Consider the following 19,080-nt stretch of genomic DNA (forward strand, 5'->3'; position numbering starts at 1 on the left):
CTGGTCGTGACCGAGACGACCGAGCCGCCCGGCTGGCTGATCGACAAGTCCGCGCTGGTCCGGCTCGGGCGCAGTCCGGACAGCGAGCTGTGGGCCGGTCGGATCGAGCGAAGGCTGGTGCGCATCGCCACGGTCACGTTGCTCGAAGTCGGCTACTCGGCACGAGACGCCGAGGATCTTCGCGCGGGGCTGCGCCAGCCGCCCGTCGCGTCGATGCCCGTCGAGTACATGGCGCCCGCGTCTGAGGATCGCGCCGTTGAGGTCCTCGGTCTGCTCGCCGATCGCGGCCATCATCGTGCGCCGTCGGTGCCCGACCTGCTCATCGCGGCGATCGCGGAGCGTGCTGGTCTCGCTCTCCTGCATCAGGACAAGGCCTTCGACCTCATCGCAGAGATCACCGGCCAGCCGACCGAACGGCTCAGCGGCAGCTGACCGCTGCAGGGTCGGACGACGAACCCATCTCAAGCGGCGCCTGCACCGCAAGCCCCCTTCCATGACCCTGCATGGAGAGGTGCCGCGATTCAGTGAGCGCGCGCTCGAATGCGGCGCGCTCGACCGCGACCGAGGACGGATGCCTGCAGTTGCACGGAGCGGCCGGTTTGCAGGAAGGTGGGCTGCTCGGACCGACGGGCTGACCGAAGGGAATCCCATGAACATGAATCGCATCCATCGCCGGATCTGCTCCAGCAACCGTTGGCGGGGGTTCGTTCGCACGACGCTCGTGCCGCAGGCGCTGGAGGGGACCGAGTTGGGCGACGACGTGCTGGAGATCGGCCCGGGCCCGGGGACGACGACCGACGTGCTGCGCACGCGCACGACGAGACTGACCGCGTTGGAGTTCGACGCGGCGCTGGCGGCGGCGTTGGAGGAGCGGATGCCGAAGTCCGACGTCACCGTCGTCAGAGGGGACGGGACGGCGATGCCGTTCGAGGACGGCCGCTTCAGCTCGGTTGTCTGCTTCACGATGCTCCACCACATCCCGACGCCCGAGCTGCAGGACCGGCTCTTCTCCGAGGCCAGGCGCGTGCTGCGGCCCGGCGGCGTCTTCACCGGCTCTGACAGCCCGGGCAAGAACCTCGCGTTCAAGCTGATTCACATCAACGACACGATGAACCTCGTCGATCCGAAGACGCTGAAGCCGCGCCTGGAGGCGGCCGGCTTCCACTCGGTCGAGGTCCGTCCCACCCCGCGCGTCTGGTGGCGCGCGGTCGCCTGACCCCGTTCCACACCGCGTTCCGCGCTGTGGAAGGGCGCGCAGAAGCGCAGCCCGGCGTGACTAACGTCCGGCGCGTGCCCGCAGGCGTGCCATCGAGGGAACCGGAGCAGCAGCCGTCGGAGGCGCTGCGCGCCGCGCAGCTGCTCGGCGTCGACCTGCACGAGCTGCAGGCGCGGACGCCCGGCCGCGTTGTGACGAAGGACGACGTGCTGCGCGCGGTCGGCGTCACCGACGCAGACGACGCGGACGCAGACGCAGTCGAAGCCGCGTCGGCGGGGACGGAGCCGCCGGCTACGCCGTGAGGTCCGGGCGCATGCCGGCGTCGAACCAGACCGACAGCTCGCGGGCCGCCGTCTCGAGGATCCGGGAGGCGATCCGCAGCTGCTGCAGGCTCGCGCGCACCGCCGGCGCCGAGATGCCGACGTTGTATCGCGACGGACCGAGCGAGGAGGGGATCGGCACGCCGAGACAGCGGACGCCGGCGACGTACTCCTCGTCGTCGATCGCGTAGCCCTGCTCGCGAACGGCCTCCAGCTCGCGCATCAGCTCCGAGACGGTGCCGATCGTGTTCGACGTGTAGCGCTCCAGCCGCCGACGGCCGCCGTACAGCGCGACGACCTCCTCGTGCGGGAGCGCCGCGAGCAGCACCTTGCCGCCGCATGACATGTGCGCGGGGAAGACCGCGCCGCGCGCGAAGTCGACGCGACCGGGGCTCGACGGGTGCGTGCGCGCGATCGCGATCGCGTTCGTGCCGGACAGCACGCCGATCCCCGCGGTCTCGCGCAGGCGCGTCGAGAGGCCGAGCAGCACTCTGTGCACCGGCAGCTCCGGCTTGCGCCGTTCGAGGCTCGCATGGCCGACGATCGCCGCCTCCAGCCCGAGCCGGTAGTAGCCCGGCGTCACCGCGTGCTCGACGAAGCCGTCATCCAGCATCGTGCTCAGCAGCCGGTGGGCGGTCGCCTTCGGCAGGTTCGTCGCCTGGCACAGCTCGAACAGCGACCACTCCGACCGCTCGGACGTCGCCATCACGCGCAGCAGCGACAGCGCGCGGGTCACCGAGCGCACCCCGCCGCTGGTGGCGGGCAGCTCGCGAAGCTGGGTCGCAGTCGAGAAGCGCGTCACTGAGAACTCTCCACGGCTCACTCTAACGGTGAACCACCGGCGCGACCAGGTCGCCAGCGACGTGCGGCGCCGGACCGTTCCGACCTGCGGAAGCGGCGCGGATCGAGCTCGCGCTCGCCGAGCAGGCCCTGGGGCCGGATCACCAGGATCGCGACCATGATCAGCGCCAGCCCGAGGTCGCGCAGGCTTGGCTTGCCGACCGACGCGCCGAACTGCCGCAGCAGCTCCGCCGCGAAGCTCATCGCGATCGCGCCGAGCACCGCGCCGGAGAGGCTGCGCATCCCGCCGACGACGAGCATCACCATCGTCGTGAACGTCAGCGAGAGGTAGAACGCGCCCGGCGTGATCGAGCCGAGGAACTGGCCGTAGAGCGCGCCGGCGACGCCGGCGACGAACGCCGACAGCACGAACGCCGCCGAGCGCTCCGTCAACACGCCGATACCCGCGGCGCGCGCGGCCGGCTCGTCCTCGCGCGTCGCGCGCAGCCGCAGCGCCCAGCGCGTCTGCTGGAAGACGAACGCGATCGCGATCGCGGCGATCGCCCACACCAACGCCGTCCCGGTCGTCGTCGTCGCCGGAATGCCGGAGATCCCGCCAGTGCCGTTGGTCAGCTGGTTCCAGTTGCTCAGCACGACGTTGACGATCACGAGCACGGCGAACAGCGACATCGCCGCGGCGAGGCCGTTGAGGCGCATCAGCGGGAAGCTCAGCACCAGGGCGACGAGCGCCGCCAGCAGGCCGCCGGCAAGCACCGCCACCGGCGCGCTCGCGTGCAGCTCGGCGATGACGGAAGGGATGCCTTCGATCAGCAGCGGCTTCTGCTCGGGCGGGATCGTCAGCAGCCCGCCGGCGTAGGCGCCGATCGCGGCGAAGCCGACGTGGCCGAACGAGAAGACGCCCGAGTTGCCGACGAAGATCCACAGCCCGACGACGAGCACGAGGTTCATCAGCGCGACCGTCACGACGCGGTCCATCGCCGGCCCGCCGGTCGAGCCGACGACGGTGGCGAGGACGACGAGCGCGACGAGCGCGATCAGCGTCGGCAGCGAGCGCAGCAGCGGAGAGTTCATACGCGGGTCACCATGGCTCGCGGGACGATGAGGCCCTGCGGGCGCAGGACGAAGACGAGGATGATCGTGCCGTAGACGAACGCGTCGCGGAACGGGCGCATGTCCGCCGGCAGGTACGCCTGCAGCCCGATCGTCAGGAACCCGATCAGGTAGGCGCCGAGGACGGCGCCGACGAGGCTGCCCATCCCGCCGAGCACGGTCGCGACGAACGCGACGAGGACGGCGGTCGCGCCGAACATCGGGTCGACCGAGCCGGCCTGTCCGGCCAGCAGCACCGCCGCGGCGCCGGCCAGCACGCCGCTGATCGCGAACGCGACGGCGACGACGCGGTTGACGCGCACGCCGAGGGTGCGGGCGGTCCGCACGTCCTCGGCGGCGGCGCGCATCTGCATGCCGATCGGCGTGCGGCGCAGGACCAGCGCGACGGCGGCGAACAGCACGAGCGTCGTCACGAGCGCGGCGACGTCGAGCTTCGGCACCGCGAGCTGGCCGACGGTGAACGCGCCGGACAGCTCCGGCAGCACGCTCCCGCTGCGCGGCATCGACCCGAAGATCGTCGTCGCGAGGCTCTGCAGCAGGAAGCTGACGCCGAAGGAGGTGACGAGCAGCGTCTCGGGCGGCGCGCCGCGGACGGGGCGGAAGGCGACGCGCTCGATCAGCAGCGAGACTCCGACGACGATCGCGACCGCGGCGACGATCACGAACGGCCCCCACAGATCGCCCTGCAGCAGCACCATCGCGTAGGCGCCGGCCATGATCAGCTCGCCGTGCGCGAAGTTGATCAGCCGCATGATGCCGAACATCAGCGCGATCCCCAGCGCCAGCAGCGCGTAGATGCTGCCGAGCGCGAGCGCGTTGATGACGTTCTGGATCAGTTCGGTCACGTGATCAGGCCCCCACGTAGGCAGCGCGCAGGGCGTCGGCCGATGCCAGCTCGGCGCCCCCGCTCAGGACGATCTCGCCGGCCCGCAGCAGGTAGGTGCGGTCGGCGAACTTGACGGTGCGCAGCGCGTTCTGCTCGACGAGCAGGATCGTCGTGCCCTGCTGCCGCAGCTCGCCGAGCACCTCGAAGACGCGGTCGACGATCAGCGGCGCGAGCCCGAGCGACGGCTCGTCGAGCATCAGCAGCCGCGGCTGCGACAGCAGCGCTCGGCCGATCGCGAGCTGCTGCTGCTCGCCGCCGGAGAGGCGGCCGGCTGGCGTGTCAGCGAGCTGGGCGAGCTTCGGGAACCGCTCCAGCACTGCGTCGAGCTGCGCCGGCAGCGCGCGCCGGTCGGCGAGCGCGGTCGCGCCGAGGCGCAGGTTCTCGCGCACGGTCAGCGTCTCGAAGATGTGCCGGCCCTCGGGCACCAGTGCGAGGCCGTGGCGGACGATCCGCTCGGGCACGAGGCCGCGGAGCGAGACGCCGTCGAACTCGATCGCGCCGGCGTGCGTCCGCGCCAGCCCGAAGACGGCGCTCAGGAGCGTCGTCTTGCCGGCGCCGTTGGCGCCGATCAGCCCGACGACCTCGCCCGGCTCGACCGTCAGCGAGACGCCACGCAGCGCCCGCACAGCGCCGTAGCGGACCTCGACGTCACGCAGTGCGAGCATGCTCGACCTCCCCGCCCGACGTCCCGAGGTAGGCGCGCACTACCGCCTCGTCGCGCTGGATCTCGGCAGGTGGCCCGACCGCGATCGTGGCGCCGGAGTCGAGCACGTGCACGCGGTCGCACAGTCGCATGATCACGCTCATGTCGTGCTCGACCAGCAGCAGGCCGCAGCCCAGCTCGTCGCGCACCCGGCGGGCGTCGGCGACGAGCCGCTCGCTCTCGTCCTCGTCGAGGCCGGCCGCCGGCTCGTCGAGCAGCAGGAAGCGCGGCCGCCCGGCGAGCGCGCGGGCGACGCAGACGCGCCGCTGCGCGCCGTGCGGCACCGCGCCGGCCGGACGGTCGGCGAGCTGCTCGAGGCCGAGCCACGCGAGCACCTCGCGCGCCGTGCGCAGCCCGCTGCGGCGCGAGCCGCCGACGCCGACGGCGCCCAGCTCGACGTTCTCCGCGACCGACAGCGCCGGGAACAGGCGCGCCGCCTGGAAGGTCCGGATCAGCCGCCGCCGCGCGAGCCGCTGCGGCGCGACGCCCGTGACGTCGCGCCCGTCGAGCGAGACCATCCCGCCGGTCGGGCGCTGAAAGCCCGTGACCGCGTTGAGCAGCGTCGACTTGCCCGCGCCGTTGGGCCCGATCAAGCCCAGGATCTCTCCCTGCGAGAGCGTCAGGCTGACGCCGTCGATCGCCTTCACACCACCGAAATGCACCTGCAGGTCCCGTACGTCGAGGTCGTCCATCGCACCCTTCCGAGGCTGGCCATACGTGCGCTTCGCATCTCTCCTGGAGCGATGTCTACCGGCCGGCACGTCCGCCGATCCCGTCCAGTTCCGCGCGGCGGAATGCGGTTTGCGAGCGGCAGCGGCCGGCGCGCAAGATCGCCGGCGACAGGGTGGGCTCGGCCCACCATCCACCGTCTGGGAGGGAGCAGCGATGGCCCCACGGGTGCCTACGCCACGCCGTTGGATCGCAGGAGCGACGCTCGGCCTCGCGATCGCGGCGTCGATCGCGTCGGGGTGCGGTTCGAGCGATTCGTCGTCGGGCGGCAGCAGCGACAGCGGCGACACGGGCGACATCACGATCGGCGCGCCGATCGCGCTGACGTCGGACCTCAGCTCCTACGACATCCCCGCGCTGGAGGGCGCGAAGCTCGCGGCTGAGGAGATCAACGCAAGAGGCGGCTTGCTCGGCGGTCGCAGACTGAAGTTCGTCACCTCCGACACCGGCGGCAATCCCGCGCAGGGGCAGACGGCCGCGCTCGAAGTGATCGACAAGGGCGCGCAGTTCCTGATGACGTCGCTCGACTACGACAAGGGCAGCCCGGCCGCGCGGACCGCGGAGTCGAGAGGGCTCGTGTCGCTCAGCATGGCGGGCGATCCGCGCTACGGCGCGAAGGGGATCGGCAGACACTTCTTCAACGTCTTCTCGGGCGGCACGACCGAGGGCGCGGCCGCCGCACAGTTCGCGCACGACGAGGGCTGGAAGCGCGTGTACCTGCTCGAGGACGTCTCGATCAACTACGGCAAGACGTTCTGCAGATACTTCGACGAGAGCTTCAGACGGCTCGCCGATGGCGCCACGATCGTCGGCAGGGACACGTTCCAGAACACCGACAAGTCGGTCAGCACGCAGGTCGCGCGACTGCGCGCCGCCGGTGACGTCGACGCGGTCGTGCTGTGCTCCTACCCGCCCGGCGGCGCGACCGCGCTGAAGCAGATCCGCGGTGGTGGGATCGACGTCCCGGTCCTCGGCGGCGTGCCGTTCGACGGCAACTTCTGGATCGCCGGCGTGCCGGACGAGCGCAACTTCTACGCGCTCGCGACCGGACTCGTCGACGGCAGAGATCCCGACCCGCAGCGCAGAAGAGTGCTCGCCGCCTACGCCAGAGCGACCGGCAGACCGGCCCCGGCGGGCCTCGCGCCGCTGACCGGCTACAGCATCGTGCAGGCGCTCGGCGAGGCGATCGAAAGAGCCGGAAGCACCGACGGCGACGCGGTCGCCGCGGCGCTGGAGACGTTCAGAGACCAGCCGCTCGCGATAGGCCCGACGACGTGGACGCCCGAGTGCCACATCGCCGTCGGGCGGCCGTTCGTGATCACCAAGCTCGTCGACGGCACGCTCGAATACGTCGGCGAGGCGAAGCCCGAATGGGTGCCGCCGGCGCTCTGCTGATGCACCCCGCGCTCGTCAACCGTCAATCGAGGAAAGCAGTGGACACGTGACACATCTGCAGATGATCGAGCTGACCTCGCCGCAGCTGGCGGCGGTCGGCTCCGACGAACAGGCCGTGGGGCTGATCCCGCTGGGAGCAGTCGAGCAGCACGGACCGCACCTGCCGGTCGCGACGGACGCGATCATCGCGCGCCACCTCGCCGGCGAGGTCGCCGCACGGCTGACCGAGCCGGTGCTGGTCGCGCCGGTCCTCCCGCTCGGCGTCTCGGCGCACCACCTCGGCTTCGCCGGGACCGTGCACCTCGACGCCGAGGCGTTCGGCGCGTGCGTGCGGGCGTACGCCGACGCGATGCGCGACCTCGGCCTGCGCCGGGTCGCGATCTTCAGCGCGCACGGCGGCAACTTCGCCGCGATCGCCGAGGTCGCCGCGAGCTACGCGGACGACCCCGGCGTGGAGGTGATCGCCTACACCGACTTCACCCGCTACCTCGGCGCGATGCGCTCTGGGGCGGGGCGCGCCGGTGTCGTCGTGCCGGATGCCGACACCCACGCGGGCGGGTTGGAGACGAGCCAGATCCTCTACCTCGAACGGATCTTCGGGCTCGACCCCGCCGGCGTCCCGGACGGCTACGCCGCCGACGAGGAGGGCTGGGTCGAGCGGATGAACGCGGAGGGGATCGCCGCGCTCAGCGCCAACGGCGTGCTCGGCCTCCCACGGCTGGCGACCTCGCCGGCCGGCCGGGCGATCTGTGCCGCGCTCGCCGACGAGCTGGCGGAGTGGATCCGGGAGGCGTTCGGGCTCGCTCAGGCGGACGGCGCGTCGTCTTGAGCCGCGGTGGCGAGCCGCACGGCGCCTGCCACCTGCTCGGCGACCGCTCGTTCGCGGGGACAGAGCTGGACGCCGCCGCGCCGCCGCGGCCGCCCGCCTATCCGATCGCGTCGGTCGACAACGCGCTGCGGTTGCTGCTGCTGTTCCGTGACCGCCAGGTCCTGCGCCTGTCGGAGGCGAGTGAGCTGCTGGGCGTGGGACGCTCGACGACCCACCGCCTGCTCGCGATGTTGCAGTTCCACGGCTTCGTCGTGCAGGACCCTGACACGCGCACCTACATGGCCGGCCCGGCGCTGCGCGACGCGCGCCCGGCCGCCGCCCAGAAGGCCGGCCTGCGCTCGCGTGCGCGGCCGTTCCTGGAGCTGCTGAGCGGAAGGCTCGGCTCGACCGCGCACCTCTGCGTGCTGGAGGGCGCGAGCGTCGTCTTCGTCGACTCGGTCGAGAGCGCGAAGCCGACGCGGATCGGCTCGCGGATCGGCGTCGCGCTGCCCGCGCACTGCACGTCCGCCGGCAAGGCGCTGCTCGCGCAGCTGCCGCCCGAGGTGCTGTCGACGGTGCTGCACGGGGAGCAGCTGGTCGCGCTGACGCCGTCCTCGATCCGCAGCCTGCACGAGCTGGAGGTCGCGCTGGCGGAGACGCGCCGCCGCGGCTACGCGACGAACTTCGCCGAGAGCGAGGCCGACGTCGGCGCGGTCGCGGTCGCGGTCCCGGTCGGGCCGGCGCAGCTGCGCTCGGCGCTGGCGGTCTCAGCGCCCGCCGAGCGGCTCGGCCCGGCCGACGCCGACGCGGTCGTCGACGTTCTCGGCCGCGTCGCACGAGCCCTCGGCGACCGCCTCACCGGATAGCTCGCGGGCGTCGTCCTGGATTGCTGTCGCTATGCGACACCAATCCAGGACAACCGCGCGCGCTACCGGGCGGCTGCGAACGCCGCGAGCGCCTGGTCGATCTCGGCGGGCGCGTGCGCGGCGGAGATCTGCGTGCGGATCCGCGCCTCGCCGCGCGGGACGATGGGGAACGAGAACGCGATCGCGTAGACGCCCTCGTCGAGCAGCCGCTCGGCCGCCTCCGACGCGCGGCGCGCGTCGCCGTACATCACCGGCACGATCGGGTGGTCGCCGGGCAGCAGGTCGAAGCCCGCGCGCTCCATGCCGGCGCGGAAGCGCGCGGTGTTCTCGCGCAGCCTCGTGCGCAGCTCGCCGCTGCTCCCAAGCAGCTCCAGCGCGCGCAGCGACGCCGCGGCGATCGGCGGGGCGATCGTGTTCGAGAAGAGGTACGGCCGCGAGCGCTGGCGCAGCAGCTCGACGATCTCGCGCCGGCCGCTCGTGTACCCGCCGCTGGCGCCGCCGAGCGCCTTGCCGAGCGTCCCGGTGACGACGTCGACGCGGTCGGCGACGCCGTGCAGCTCCGGTGTGCCGCGGCCGCCCGGTCCGACGAACCCGACGGCGTGCGAGTCGTCGACCATCACCATCGCGTCGTAGCGCTCGGCGAGGTCGCAGACCAGGTCGAGGCGGGCGACGTAGCCGTCCATCGAGAAGACGCCGTCGGTCGCGATCAGGACGCGGCGGGCGCCGCCGGCGCGCGCGTCGCGCAGACACGCCTCCAGCTCGTCCATGTCGCTGTTGGCGTAGCGCAGCCGGCGCGCCTTGCAGAGGCGGATGCCGTCGATGATCGAGGCGTGGTTGAGCGCGTCGGAGATCACCGCGTCGTCCGCCCCGAGCAGCGTCTCGAAGAGGCCGCCGTTGGCGTCGAAGCAGGAGCCGTAGAGGATCGTGTCGTCGGTTCCGAGGAAATCCGACAGCCGCTCCTCCAGCTCCGTGTGCAGCTCCTGCGTGCCGCAGATGAAGCGCACCGACGCCATGCCGTAGCCCCAGCGGTCGAGCGCCTCGCGGGCCGCCTCGACGACCGCCGGATGGTCGGCGAGGCCGAGGTAATTGTTGGCGCAGAGGTTCAGCACCTCGCCGCGCGCGACGCGAATGCGCGCGTCCTGCGGGGAGGAGATGATCCGCTCCTGCTTGTAGAGGCCGGCGGAGCGCAGCTCCGCAAGCTCCTCGCGGAGCCCGTCGCGCACGCTGTCGAACATCGCCTAGACCTCCGTCCAGTCGAGCAGCACCTTGCCGGCGCGGCCGCCGGCGGCGGTCGCGAACGCCTGCTCGAACTCCGAGTAGTGGAAGCGGTGCGTGATGACAGGGGAGATGTCGAGCCCCGATTCGACCATCACGCTCATCGCGTACCAGGTCTCGTACATCTCGCGGCCGTAGATCCCCTTCAGCGTCAGCATGTTGAAGACGATCTCGTTGAAGTCGACGAGGATCTCCTCGGTCGGGATCCCGAGCATCGCGATCCGGCCGCCGTGGGCCATGTTCGCGAGCATGTCGCGCAGCGCGGCCGGGTTGCCCGACATCTCCAGGCCGACGTCGAAGCCCTCCTGCATCCGCAGCTCCGACTGCACGCTCGCGACCGACGCGGTGCGGACGTCGAGCGCGCGCGTCGCGCCCATCTGCTCGGCCAGCGCGAGGCGGTGCTCGTTGACGTCGGTGACGACGACGTGGCGGGCGCCCGCGTGCCGCACCACCGCGGCCGCCATCAGCCCGATCGGGCCGGCGCCGGTGATCAGGACGTCCTCGCCGAGCACCTTGAACGAGAGCGCGGTGTGGACGGCGTTGCCGAACGGGTCGAAGATCGCCGCGACCTCGCGGTCGACGCCGGGCGCGTGGTGCCAGACGTTCGTCATCGGCAGCGCGAGGTACTCGGCGAACGCGCCCGGCCGTGTCACGCCGACGCCCTCCGTGCGCGAGCACAGGTGGCGCCGCCCGGCCATGCAGTTGCGGCAGCGGCCGCAGACGAGATGACCCTCGCCGCTGACGACGTCGCCGGGCCGGAAGTCGTTGACGTTGGAGCCGACCTCGACCACCTCGCCGACGAACTCGTGACCGATCACGAGCGGGACGGGGATCGTCTGCTGCGCCCACCGATCCCAGCTGTGGATGTGCAGGTCGGTGCCGCAGATGCCGGTCTTCTGGACGTGCACGAGCACGTCGTTGATGCCCACCTCGGGCTCGGGGACGTCCATGAGCCAGAGGCCCGGCGCCGCCTTGTCCTTCACGAGTGCTTTCACAGCGAGCCAGGCTGACGCGCGAGCGGGCGAACGCGCGAGCGGCTTCCGGCCTCCGGAACCGGGGGGCCGCGGGGTTCCAGCCTGAGGAATCGCGTTGGCAGGCGCTTCGACGGCGGACCAAGGTGGGGACGCAGGAGAGAGCGTCAACGGGTCTGTGGAGGTCTCATGCTCATCGGCAAACCAGCAGCAGCGGCGGCCGTCGTCGGGGTGCTGTGCGCCGCCATCGTCGCCGGCGTCGTCGCGGACTGATGTCGGCCGCCGCACTCGACACGATCGCCCCGGCGGCGCCGGCTCGTCGGCGCTGGACCGGGGCGGGCTGGCTCGTCCGCCGCTTCGGCATCTCGCTGCTGACGATCGCGCTCGCCTCGGTGCTCGTGTTCGCGAGTGCGCGGGCGCTGCCGGGCGATCCCGCGCTGACGATGGCCGGCGCCGGCGCAGGCCGCCCGACGCCGGCGATGCTGGAGCAGGCGCGCGAGCGCTACGGGCTCGACGCGTCGCTGCCGGTGCAGTACCTGCGCTACGTCGAGCGCGCGATCCAGGGCGACCTCGGCACCTCCGCCAGCAGCGACCTGCCGGTCGCGCGGATGATCGGCGAGCGGCTGCCGGTCACGCTCCAGCTGGCCGTGATGAGCATGCTGCTGGCGGTCACGATCGGCGTCGGCGCCGGCGTGCTCGCCGCCCTCTTCCGCGGGCGCGCGGCCGACTACGCCGTCACGGCGATCGGCCTGCTGGGCATCTCGCTGCCGAACTTCTGGCTCGGGCTGATGCTCGTGCTGCTGTTCGCCGTCAACCTCGGCTGGCTGCCGGCGTCCGGCTTCACGCCGTTCATGGAGGACCCGGTCGCGAACCTGCGCGACATGATCCTGCCGGTCTGGATGCTCGGCACGATGATGGCGGCGGTGCTGCTGCGGCAGATGCGCTCCTCGATGGTCGACGCGCTGCAGTCCGACTACGTCCGCACGGCGCGCTCGAAGGGGCTGCCGCCATACCGCGTCGTCGTCGGGCACGCGCTGCGCAACTGCATGATCCCGCTGCTGACGCTGACCGGCCTGCAGCTCGGGGCGCTGATCTCCGGCGCCGTCGTCGCCGAGCACCTGTTCGTGCTGCCGGGGCTGGGAACCCTGCTGCTCGACGGCGTGCATGCGCGCGACTACGCGGTCGTGCAGGCGGTCGCGCTCGTGATGGCGGTCGGCTACGTGCTGATCAACTTCGCCGTCGACGTGCTCTACTCGGTCGCCGACCCGCGCGTCGGGGCGGCGGGGGACCCGTCGTGAGCGCGGTCGCGCTCGCCCCGGCGCCGCCGCGGCGCCGCAGCGCGCTGCGGCGCGTCGCGCGGCGGCCGGTCGCGTTCGTCTGCCTCGTCGTGATCGGCGCGTTCGCGCTGCTGGCGCTGCTGGCTCCGCTGCTGGTGCAGGACCCCGCGACGCAGGACTACGGCGCGCTGCTGGCGGGGCCGTCGGGAGACCACCTGCTGGGAACCGACGACCTCGGCCGCGACATCCTCGCGCGCCTGCTCTACGGCGGCCGCGTCTCGCTCGTCGTCGGCGTCGCGAGCACGGCGCTGGCGCTGACGCTCGCGCTCCCGCTCGGCCTGCTGGCCGGCTACCGCCGCGGCTGGACCGACGTCGCGATCTCGCGCACGACCGACCTGCTGCTCGCGTTCCCCTACGTGATCACCGCGATCATGCTGGTGACGATCCTCGGGCACACGGTCGCGACCGTCGTGCTGGCGCTGGCGGTCGCGCAGCTGCCGTGGCTGCTGCGCCTGATCCGCGGCGAGGTGCTGTCGCTGCGCGAGCGCGACTTCGTCGCGGCCGCGGTGCTCGACGGCGCCGGCGATCGCACGATCCTGTTCCGCTACCTCGTGCCGAACCTGTCGGGCGTGCTCGTCGTGCAGACGTCGCTGATGATCCCGATCGCGATCATCGGCGAGGCGCTGCTGTCGTTCCTCGGCATCGGCGTCGCGCCGCCGACGCCGACGTGGGGCGCGATGCTCTCCAGCGCGCAGCCGTTCGTGGAGCGCGCGCCGTGGCTGGCGATCGTGCCCGGCGCGACGATCGCGCTGATCAGCCTCGCGTTCAACCTGCTCGGCGACAGCCTGCGCGACGAGCTCGACCCGAAGGTGGCCGAATGAGCGAGACCCTCACCGTCTCGGAGCTGAGCGTCGCGTTCCGGCGCGGCGGGCGCGGCACCTGTGCCGTCGACGGGCTGTCGTTCGCGATCGCGCCCGGCGAGGTGCTGGCGCTCGTCGGCGAGTCCGGCTGCGGCAAGAGCACCGTCGCGAAGGCGATCCTGCGGCTGCTGCCGCGGACGGCGCAGACGGGCGGCTCGATCGTCGTCGAGGGCCGCGAGGTGACGGGGCTGAGCGAGCGCGAGCTGACGCAGGTGCGCGGCCGCAAGGTCGGGATCGTCTTCCAGGAGCCGATCAGCTCGCTCAACCCCGTCGTCAGCGTCGGCCGCCAGGTCGAGGAGTCGCTGCGGCGTCACCGCAGGATGCGCCGCAGGGAGGCGGGCGCGGCCGCGGTCGCGCTGCTGGAGGAGGTCGGCATCGCCGACCCCGAGCGCCGCGCGCGCGAGTTCCCGCACCAGCTCTCCGGCGGCATGTGCCAGCGCGTGATGATCGCGATCGCGCTCGCCGGCGACCCCCGTGTGCTCGTCGCCGACGAGCCGACGACTGCGCTCGACGCGACGGTCCAGGCGACGATCCTCGAGCTGCTGCGCGACCTCGTCGCGCGGCGCGGGATGGGCCTGCTGCTGATCACGCACGACCTCGGCGTCGTCGCAGATCTCGCCGACCGCGCGATCGTGATGTACGCCGGGCGCGCCGTCGAGGAGGGCGACGTGACCGAGCTGTTCGCGCGTCCGCGTCACCCGTACACGCGCGCGCTGTTGGCCGCGACGCCGACCCCCGGCGGCGCGACGCGCGCCCGCCTGACCGAGATCGACGGCATCGTGCCGTCGCTCGCCGAGCCCGCGACGAGCTGCAGCTTCGCCGAGCGCTGCACGCGCGTGCGCGCCGACTGCCACCGCAAGCGGCCCGAGCCGGCGCGCGCCGGCCGCGGCAGCGTCACCTGCCTGCACCCCTGGGAGGGGTCGTGAACGACGACGCCAACGTCCTGACGATCACCGGCCTGCGCCACGAGTTCAGCTCGCGCGCCGGCCGCGGCCGCCCCGTGCGCGCCGTCGACGACGTGAGCCTCGAGCTGCGTGCCGGCGAGGTGCTGGGCGTGGTCGGCGAGTCGGGCAGCGGCAAGTCGACGCTCGCCCGCTGCGCGGTGCGGCTGATCGAGCCGACTGCCGGCCGCATCGAGCTGCTCGGACGCGACATCACGCATCTCGACCGGCGTGCGATGCGGCCGCTGCGGCGCGACGTCCACATGGTCCTGCAGGACACGCTCGCCGCGCTGAACCCGCGGCTGACGGTCGGCCAGGCGGTCGCCGAGCCGCTGCGGCTCCAGGGCGTCGCGGGGGAGGAGCGCGGCCGCCGGACGGCGGCGATCTTCGAGCGCGTCGGCCTCGCGCACGAGCTGGGCGACCGCTTCCCGCACGAGCTTTCCGGCGGGCAGCGGCAGCGCGTCGGGATCGCGCGGGCGCTCGTGCTGGAGCCGCGCCTGCTGGTCGCCGACGAGCCGGTCTCCGCGCTCGACGTCTCCGTCCGCGCGGCCGTCCTCAACCTGCTCGCCGACCTGCAGGCTGAGCGCGGCTTCGCGTGCCTGTTCATCAGCCACGACCTGTCGGTCGTCGAGCACGTCTCCGATCGCGTCGCGGTGATGTACCTCGGCCAGATCGTCGAGGAGGGACCGCGCCGCGAGCTGTTCGCGCGCCCGCAGCATCCCTACACGCAGGCGCTGATCTCAGCCGCGCCGCTGCCCGACCCCGCGGCGCAGCGGTCGCGCTCGCGGATCGTGCTCGGCGGCGACATCCCGAGCCCGGCCGACCCGCCGAGCGGCTGCCGCTTCCGCACGCGCTGCCCGCTCGCCGACGCGCGCTGCGCGACCGAGCGGCCGGTCGCACAGGCGGTCACCGACGGCGACGGCCACCTCGTGCGCTGCCACCGCTACGTGCCGGGCGCGCAGGTCGCGCGGCTCGCGACGCGATGAGCCCGCTCGACCCCGACGCCGGCCTGCCGGCGCGCGACCCCGCCCTGCTGATCCGCGACGCGTTCGTCTGCACCGCGGACGCCGAGGAGCGCGTCCACCCGGCCGGCTCGCTGCTTGTCGTCGGCGACCGGATCGCCGCCGTCGGCGACACGGCGACGGTCGACGCGGCGGTCGCGCGCCTCGACGCGCACGTGCGCGACGGGCTTCGTACGCTCGACGGCCGCGGCATGATGGCGCTGCCCGGCTTCGTCAACGCGCACTGGCACGAGGGCTTCGCGCTGCGGCTCGCGCCCGGCGTCGGCAGCACGCGCGCGCCGCACGACCACGCCGACCCGGTCGGCGCGTTCGCGCGCGGCGGCGACGTGCGGCGGCTGTCGGTCGCGTTCGACGACCGCTACGACATCGCCGCCGCGCTCGACCCCGACGAGGCCGAGGCGATCGCGCGCTACTCGCTGTGGACGCAGCTGCGCAGCGGCACGACGACGTTCGGCGACGTCGGCTCGACCAACCGCCCGGAGGCGATCGTCGCGGCGACGCGCGCGCTCGGGCTGCGCGGCGCGGTCAGCGTCTGGGGCAGCGACGCGGCCTGCCCGCCGGGCGAGCGGCGGCACCGCCGCACGCGCGACGCCGACGCCGTCCTGAGCCGGATCGAGGCGCTGCTGCACGTCTGCGCGGCGGACACGAGCGGGCGGCTGCGGGCGATGCCGTCGGTCGTCTACCCGCCGAACATGACCGACGCGCTCGGCGCCGGCATCGCCGAGCTGGTCGCCCGCTTCGACACGCCGTTCGCGACGCACATCGGCGCGCTGCGCCACGAGGCGGAGGTCGTGCGCGAGGCGTACGGCGCCAGCTCGATCCGCCGCTTCGCCGACCTCGGGCTGCTGAACGAGCGGCTGCTCGCGGTCCACTGCGCCTTCGCCGACGACGACGAGCGCCTGCTGCTGCTCGACGCCGGCGTGCACGTCAACCATGCGCCGGCGAAGTACGGCACGACCGGCGAGTCGACGCTGAGCGAGACCGGGCTGATCGCCGCGCTGCGCGAGGCCGGGCTCGACGTCTCGCTGTCGACCGACGGCGAGGGGCTGCCGCTCGGAGGGATGACGGAGGCGATGACGCAGGCGTGGCTGGCGCACAACGAGCAGGCGGCCGACAACACGCTCGTGCGGCCGACCGACGCGCTCGCGATGGCGACACGGATCGCCGCCCGCGGGCTGCGCTGGCAGGACGAGATCGGCAGTCTGGAGGCCGGCAAGCAGGCCGACGTCGTGCTCGTGCGCGTCGACGACTGGCGCTACCTGCTGCGCGCCCGGCCGCTGGAGGGCTTCCTGCTGCTCGGCGGATCGACCGACGTCGACACCGTGCTCGTCGCGGGGCGGATCCTGCTCGCCGACGGGCGCGCGACGTTCCTCGACGAGGAGGAGCTGCGCGACCGCTACGTCGCCGCCGTCACCGCGTTCGCGACGCGCCGTTTCGGCTGGCACCACGAACGAACGAGAGGAGCTGCATGACCGACATCGTGCAAGGGCATTGCGAGGACCGCTTCGCGCACGTGCGCGAAGCGTTCGAGGAGGGGCTGCGCGGGCAGGCGCTCGGCGGGGGAGCGGTGAGCGTGTGGCTCGACGGCGAGCCCGTCGTCGAGCTGTGGGGCGGCTCGCCGACGATCGCCGAGCCGACGCCGTGGCGCGAAGACACGCTGAGCCCGATCCAGTCCGCGACGAAGGGCCTGGCCGCGATCTGCGTCCACGTCATGGTCGACCGCGGCACGATCGAGCTGGACCGCCCGGTCGCCGACTACTGGCCCGAGTTCGCCGCCGCCGGCAAGGCGGCGATCACGGTGCGGACGCTGCTCGGCGGCCTCGCCGCGCTCGTCTACGCCGACGCCGCTCCGCCCGAGACGCTGTTCGAGCACGAGCCGATGGCGCGCGCGCTGGAACAGCAGGCGCCCGCCTGGGAGCCGGGCACCCAGGGCGCCTACCACTCCTCGACGTTCGGCCCGCTGCTCGACGAGCTGGTGCGCAGAGCCGACGGCCGCAGCGTCGCCAAGGTCTTCGCCGACGAGGTCGCCGCGCCGCTCGGGCTGGACGCCCACCTCGGCGTCGCCGCCGCGGACCTCGACCGGATCGCGGAGACCCACATGCCGCCGAACCCGGTGATGGCGGCGATCTTCTCCGGCGACGGCAGGCTGTCGCGTGCCTGGAGGCCGGTTCCGCACGACCCGGAGTTCTTCAGCCGCGACGCGTTCAAGCAGAGCGGCAACGCCACCGGCGGCGGCTACGTCACGGCCAGCGCGCTCGCGCAGCTGTACGGCACGCTCGCGACCGGCGGCGGGCCGATCCTGAGCCCGGCCGCGGTCGACACGCTGCGCGAGCAGCAGTGGGCGGGCGTCTGCGGCCTCACCGACCGGCCGATGCGGATGGCGCTCGGACTCTCGCTGGACGACGCGACGCACCCGATGGGCGGCCCGAACGGGTTCGGCCACTACGGCCTCGGCGGCTCCCTCGGCGCGGCCGACCCGGACGCCGGGCTCGGCTTCGGGTACACGACCAACTCGCTCGACGGCGACGGCCGCTGCCGGGCGCTGGTCGATGCGGTGCGCGGCTCGCTGCGGTGAGCGACGTCGCGGGACCTGCGCGGTCGCGCGTCGACCGGCGCGCGATGGGCTGGCTGTCGGTCGGGCACGGCTGCACCGACCTCTGCCAGGGCGCGGTCCCGGCGCTGCTACCGGCGTTGATCGCGCAGCGCGGGCTCGACCTCGCATCGGCGACGGCGCTCGTCCTGTTCGCGACGATCGGCTCGTCGATCGTCCAGCCGCTGTTCGGGATCTGGTCCGATCGCCTGTCGGCGCCGCTGCTGGCGCCGCTGGGGGTCGCGATCGGCGGGCTGGGGCTCGGCGCTGTCGGGCTGTGCGACTCCTACGCCGAGCTGGCGGTCGCGGTGACCGTCAGCGGCCTCGGCGTCGCGCTGTTCCATCCCGAGGGCGCGCGCCTGGCGGGCCTCGCCGGCGGCGGGAGCGCACGCGGGATGGGCTACTTCTCGGTCGGCGGGAACGTCGGCTTCGCGGTCGGTCCGCTCGCGGTGCTGCTCGTCGTCGGCGTGCTCGGCCTGCGCGCCTCGCCGCTGCTGGCGCTGCCGGGGCTGGTCGCGGCGGGACTGCTGCTCGCGCGGATGCGGGACCTGCGGAGGTTGGCGGCGTCGACTGGGCGGTCGGCGCTGCACCCGCGCCCGCACGGCGCGGCGCCCGCGCTCGCGTCTGCGCCCGCGCTCGCGTCCCCGCTCGCATCCGCTGCCGCGCCCGCGCCCGCGGAGTGGGGCCCGTTCACGCGGCTCGCCGGGGCGGCGGTGGTCCGCACAGGCGCCTTCTTCACGCTGCAGGCGCTCGTCCCGATCTACCTGATCGACCGGCTCCATGCGGGCGACGGCGCCGCGAGCGTGGCGCTGACGCTGATGCTCGGCGCCGGCGCGCTCGGCACGCTGCTCGGCAGCCGCTGCGCGGACCGCTGGGGATGGCGGCTGGTGCTGGTCGGCGCGATGGTGCCGCTGACGCTGCTGCTCGCGCTGCTCCCGCTCGCCGGGCTCGCCGGCTGCTTTGTGCTGCTGTTCGCGATCGGCGTCTTCGGCGACGCGCCGTTCGCGACGACGGTCGTGCTCGGGCAGTCGTATCTGCCCGGCCGCAGCGGACTGGCCTCGGGCGTCACGCTCGGGCTCGCGATCGGGCTCGGCGGCGCGCTGGCGACCGCGCTCGCCGTGCTCGCCGACGCGACGAGCGTCACGACGGTGCTGTTGACCCTGCCGGCCTTCTCGATCGTCGCCGCGCTGCTGGCGCTGTCGCTGCCGCGGCCGTCACGGGCCGCGGCAGCGGTCACGTGAGCTGACGCC

At 73.3% G+C, this 19,080-nt stretch carries 20 protein-coding genes; 13 read left to right on the plus strand and 7 right to left on the minus strand.

All coding sequences use genetic code 11. The annotated features are described in order from the left end of the window. Nucleotides 1-6 precede the first annotated feature (6 nt). The 3 genes from CWOE_RS13890 (at nucleotide 7) to CWOE_RS13900 (ending at nucleotide 1,518) form a co-directional block, all read left to right on the plus strand. Nucleotides 7-432 (plus strand): PIN domain nuclease, encoded by a 426-nt coding sequence (locus tag CWOE_RS13890; protein ID WP_012934255.1) that lies wholly within the window; start codon nucleotides 7-9, stop codon nucleotides 430-432. 217 nt (nucleotides 433-649) lie between these two features. Next, on the plus strand, nucleotides 650-1,216 hold the full coding sequence (locus CWOE_RS13895; protein ID WP_012934256.1) for a class I SAM-dependent methyltransferase: 567 nt from the start codon (nucleotides 650-652) through the stop codon (nucleotides 1,214-1,216). 86 nt (nucleotides 1,217-1,302) lie between these two features. Then, entirely contained in the window at nucleotides 1,303-1,518 is a 216-nt protein-coding gene (locus CWOE_RS13900) for a hypothetical protein (RefSeq protein ID WP_041730497.1), read from the plus strand. Here CWOE_RS13900 and CWOE_RS13905 read toward each other — a convergent pair. The 5 genes from CWOE_RS13905 to CWOE_RS13925 are packed head-to-tail and all read right to left on the minus strand — an operon-like array spanning nucleotide 1,508 to nucleotide 5,728. Beyond that, the gene (locus CWOE_RS13905) at nucleotides 1,508-2,338 is read right to left on the minus strand and encodes an IclR family transcriptional regulator (protein WP_012934258.1); all 831 of its coding nucleotides are present in this window, start codon (nucleotides 2,336-2,338) and stop codon (nucleotides 1,508-1,510) included. The two genes, CWOE_RS13900 and CWOE_RS13905, sit on opposite strands and share 11 nt — an antisense overlap. 17 nt (nucleotides 2,339-2,355) lie before the next feature. Next, the gene (locus tag CWOE_RS13910) at nucleotides 2,356-3,408 is read right to left on the minus strand and encodes a branched-chain amino acid ABC transporter permease (RefSeq protein WP_012934259.1); all 1,053 of its coding nucleotides are present in this window, start codon (nucleotides 3,406-3,408) and stop codon (nucleotides 2,356-2,358) included. Then, nucleotides 3,405-4,292 (minus strand): branched-chain amino acid ABC transporter permease, encoded by an 888-nt coding sequence (locus tag CWOE_RS13915; RefSeq protein ID WP_012934260.1) that lies wholly within the window; start codon nucleotides 4,290-4,292, stop codon nucleotides 3,405-3,407. Before CWOE_RS13915 ends, CWOE_RS13910 begins: the two co-directional genes overlap by 4 nt. A 4-nt stretch (nucleotides 4,293-4,296) precedes the next feature. Continuing rightward, nucleotides 4,297-4,998 carry an ABC transporter ATP-binding protein gene (locus CWOE_RS13920; protein WP_012934261.1) on the minus strand — a complete coding sequence of 234 codons (702 nt, stop codon included), beginning with the start codon at nucleotides 4,996-4,998 and terminating at the stop codon, nucleotides 4,297-4,299. Next, the gene (locus CWOE_RS13925; RefSeq protein WP_012934262.1) at nucleotides 4,982-5,728 is read right to left on the minus strand and encodes an ABC transporter ATP-binding protein; all 747 of its coding nucleotides are present in this window, start codon (nucleotides 5,726-5,728) and stop codon (nucleotides 4,982-4,984) included. Before CWOE_RS13925 ends, CWOE_RS13920 begins: the two co-directional genes overlap by 17 nt. Before the next feature lie 193 nt (nucleotides 5,729-5,921). Between CWOE_RS13925 and CWOE_RS13930 the strand changes: the two genes are divergently transcribed. From CWOE_RS13930 to CWOE_RS33485, 3 genes are read left to right on the plus strand one after another with little or no spacing between them, the layout of a single operon-like run. Beyond that, a complete protein-coding gene (locus CWOE_RS13930) occupies nucleotides 5,922-7,160 on the plus strand; it encodes an ABC transporter substrate-binding protein (RefSeq protein WP_012934263.1) in 1,239 nt (412 codons plus the stop codon). A gap of 46 nt (nucleotides 7,161-7,206) precedes the next feature. Further along, nucleotides 7,207-7,989: a creatininase family protein gene (locus CWOE_RS30690; RefSeq protein ID WP_148261011.1), complete on the plus strand. Its 783-nt coding sequence runs from the start codon at nucleotides 7,207-7,209 to the stop codon at nucleotides 7,987-7,989. Next, nucleotides 7,986-8,834 carry an IclR family transcriptional regulator gene (locus tag CWOE_RS33485; protein WP_012934265.1) on the plus strand — a complete coding sequence of 283 codons (849 nt, stop codon included), beginning with the start codon at nucleotides 7,986-7,988 and terminating at the stop codon, nucleotides 8,832-8,834. Before CWOE_RS30690 ends, CWOE_RS33485 begins: the two co-directional genes overlap by 4 nt. A 62-nt stretch (nucleotides 8,835-8,896) precedes the next feature. Here CWOE_RS33485 and CWOE_RS13945 read toward each other — a convergent pair whose 3' ends face one another. Together CWOE_RS13945 and tdh are read right to left on the minus strand one after the other, a co-directional pair. Beyond that, the gene (locus tag CWOE_RS13945; protein WP_012934266.1) at nucleotides 8,897-10,069 is read right to left on the minus strand and encodes a glycine C-acetyltransferase; all 1,173 of its coding nucleotides are present in this window, start codon (nucleotides 10,067-10,069) and stop codon (nucleotides 8,897-8,899) included. 3 nt (nucleotides 10,070-10,072) lie between these two features. Further along, complete coding sequence (gene tdh, locus CWOE_RS13950; RefSeq protein ID WP_012934267.1) at nucleotides 10,073-11,104, minus strand: L-threonine 3-dehydrogenase; 1,032 nt, start codon at nucleotides 11,102-11,104, stop codon at nucleotides 10,073-10,075. A gap of 248 nt (nucleotides 11,105-11,352) precedes the next feature. On the opposite strand from tdh, the gene CWOE_RS13955 reads away from it, so the two are divergent. The 7 genes from CWOE_RS13955 to CWOE_RS13985 are packed head-to-tail and all read left to right on the plus strand — an operon-like array spanning nucleotide 11,353 to nucleotide 19,071. Continuing rightward, the gene (locus CWOE_RS13955) at nucleotides 11,353-12,378 is read left to right on the plus strand and encodes an ABC transporter permease (RefSeq protein ID WP_012934268.1); all 1,026 of its coding nucleotides are present in this window, start codon (nucleotides 11,353-11,355) and stop codon (nucleotides 12,376-12,378) included. Further along, nucleotides 12,375-13,238: an ABC transporter permease gene (locus CWOE_RS13960; RefSeq protein ID WP_012934269.1), complete on the plus strand. Its 864-nt coding sequence runs from the start codon at nucleotides 12,375-12,377 to the stop codon at nucleotides 13,236-13,238. Before CWOE_RS13955 ends, CWOE_RS13960 begins: the two co-directional genes overlap by 4 nt. Then, on the plus strand, nucleotides 13,235-14,203 hold the full coding sequence (locus CWOE_RS13965; protein WP_012934270.1) for an ABC transporter ATP-binding protein: 969 nt from the start codon (nucleotides 13,235-13,237) through the stop codon (nucleotides 14,201-14,203). Before CWOE_RS13960 ends, CWOE_RS13965 begins: the two co-directional genes overlap by 4 nt. Then, nucleotides 14,200-15,204 (plus strand): ABC transporter ATP-binding protein, encoded by a 1,005-nt coding sequence (locus CWOE_RS13970; protein ID WP_012934271.1) that lies wholly within the window; start codon nucleotides 14,200-14,202, stop codon nucleotides 15,202-15,204. Before CWOE_RS13965 ends, CWOE_RS13970 begins: the two co-directional genes overlap by 4 nt. Continuing rightward, a complete protein-coding gene (locus CWOE_RS13975) occupies nucleotides 15,201-16,712 on the plus strand; it encodes an amidohydrolase family protein (protein ID WP_012934272.1) in 1,512 nt (503 codons plus the stop codon). Before CWOE_RS13970 ends, CWOE_RS13975 begins: the two co-directional genes overlap by 4 nt. Continuing rightward, the gene (locus CWOE_RS13980) at nucleotides 16,709-17,815 is read left to right on the plus strand and encodes an EstA family serine hydrolase (protein WP_012934273.1); all 1,107 of its coding nucleotides are present in this window, start codon (nucleotides 16,709-16,711) and stop codon (nucleotides 17,813-17,815) included. Before CWOE_RS13975 ends, CWOE_RS13980 begins: the two co-directional genes overlap by 4 nt. Next, nucleotides 17,812-19,071, plus strand: coding sequence for an MFS transporter (locus tag CWOE_RS13985; protein ID WP_081425358.1), 1,260 nt, complete (start codon nucleotides 17,812-17,814; stop codon nucleotides 19,069-19,071). The genes CWOE_RS13980 and CWOE_RS13985 overlap by 4 nt, the downstream gene beginning before the upstream one ends. Nucleotides 19,072-19,080: the final 9 nt, after the last annotated feature.

The sequence above is a fragment of the Conexibacter woesei DSM 14684 genome, from assembly GCF_000025265.1.
Taxonomy (GTDB): domain Bacteria; phylum Actinomycetota; class Thermoleophilia; order Solirubrobacterales; family Solirubrobacteraceae; genus Conexibacter; species Conexibacter woesei.

Coding starts and splice junctions, on each gene's coding strand:
- CWOE_RS13895 (WP_012934256.1), top strand. CDS start 650: ATGAACATGAATCGCATCCATCGCCGGATCTGCTCCAGCAACCGTTGG.
- CWOE_RS13910 (WP_012934259.1), bottom strand. CDS start 3,408: ATGAACTCTCCGCTGCTGCGCTCGCTGCCGACGCTGATCGCGCTCGTC.
- CWOE_RS13920 (WP_012934261.1), bottom strand. CDS start 4,998: ATGCTCGCACTGCGTGACGTCGAGGTCCGCTACGGCGCTGTGCGGGCG.
- CWOE_RS13925 (WP_012934262.1), bottom strand. CDS start 5,728: ATGGACGACCTCGACGTACGGGACCTGCAGGTGCATTTCGGTGGTGTG.
- CWOE_RS13930 (WP_012934263.1), top strand. CDS start 5,922: ATGGCCCCACGGGTGCCTACGCCACGCCGTTGGATCGCAGGAGCGACG.
- CWOE_RS13945 (WP_012934266.1), bottom strand. CDS start 10,069: ATGTTCGACAGCGTGCGCGACGGGCTCCGCGAGGAGCTTGCGGAGCTG.
- CWOE_RS13955 (WP_012934268.1), top strand. CDS start 11,353: ATGTCGGCCGCCGCACTCGACACGATCGCCCCGGCGGCGCCGGCTCGT.
- CWOE_RS13965 (WP_012934270.1), top strand. CDS start 13,235: ATGAGCGAGACCCTCACCGTCTCGGAGCTGAGCGTCGCGTTCCGGCGC.
- CWOE_RS13975 (WP_012934272.1), top strand. CDS start 15,201: ATGAGCCCGCTCGACCCCGACGCCGGCCTGCCGGCGCGCGACCCCGCC.
- CWOE_RS13980 (WP_012934273.1), top strand. CDS start 16,709: ATGACCGACATCGTGCAAGGGCATTGCGAGGACCGCTTCGCGCACGTG.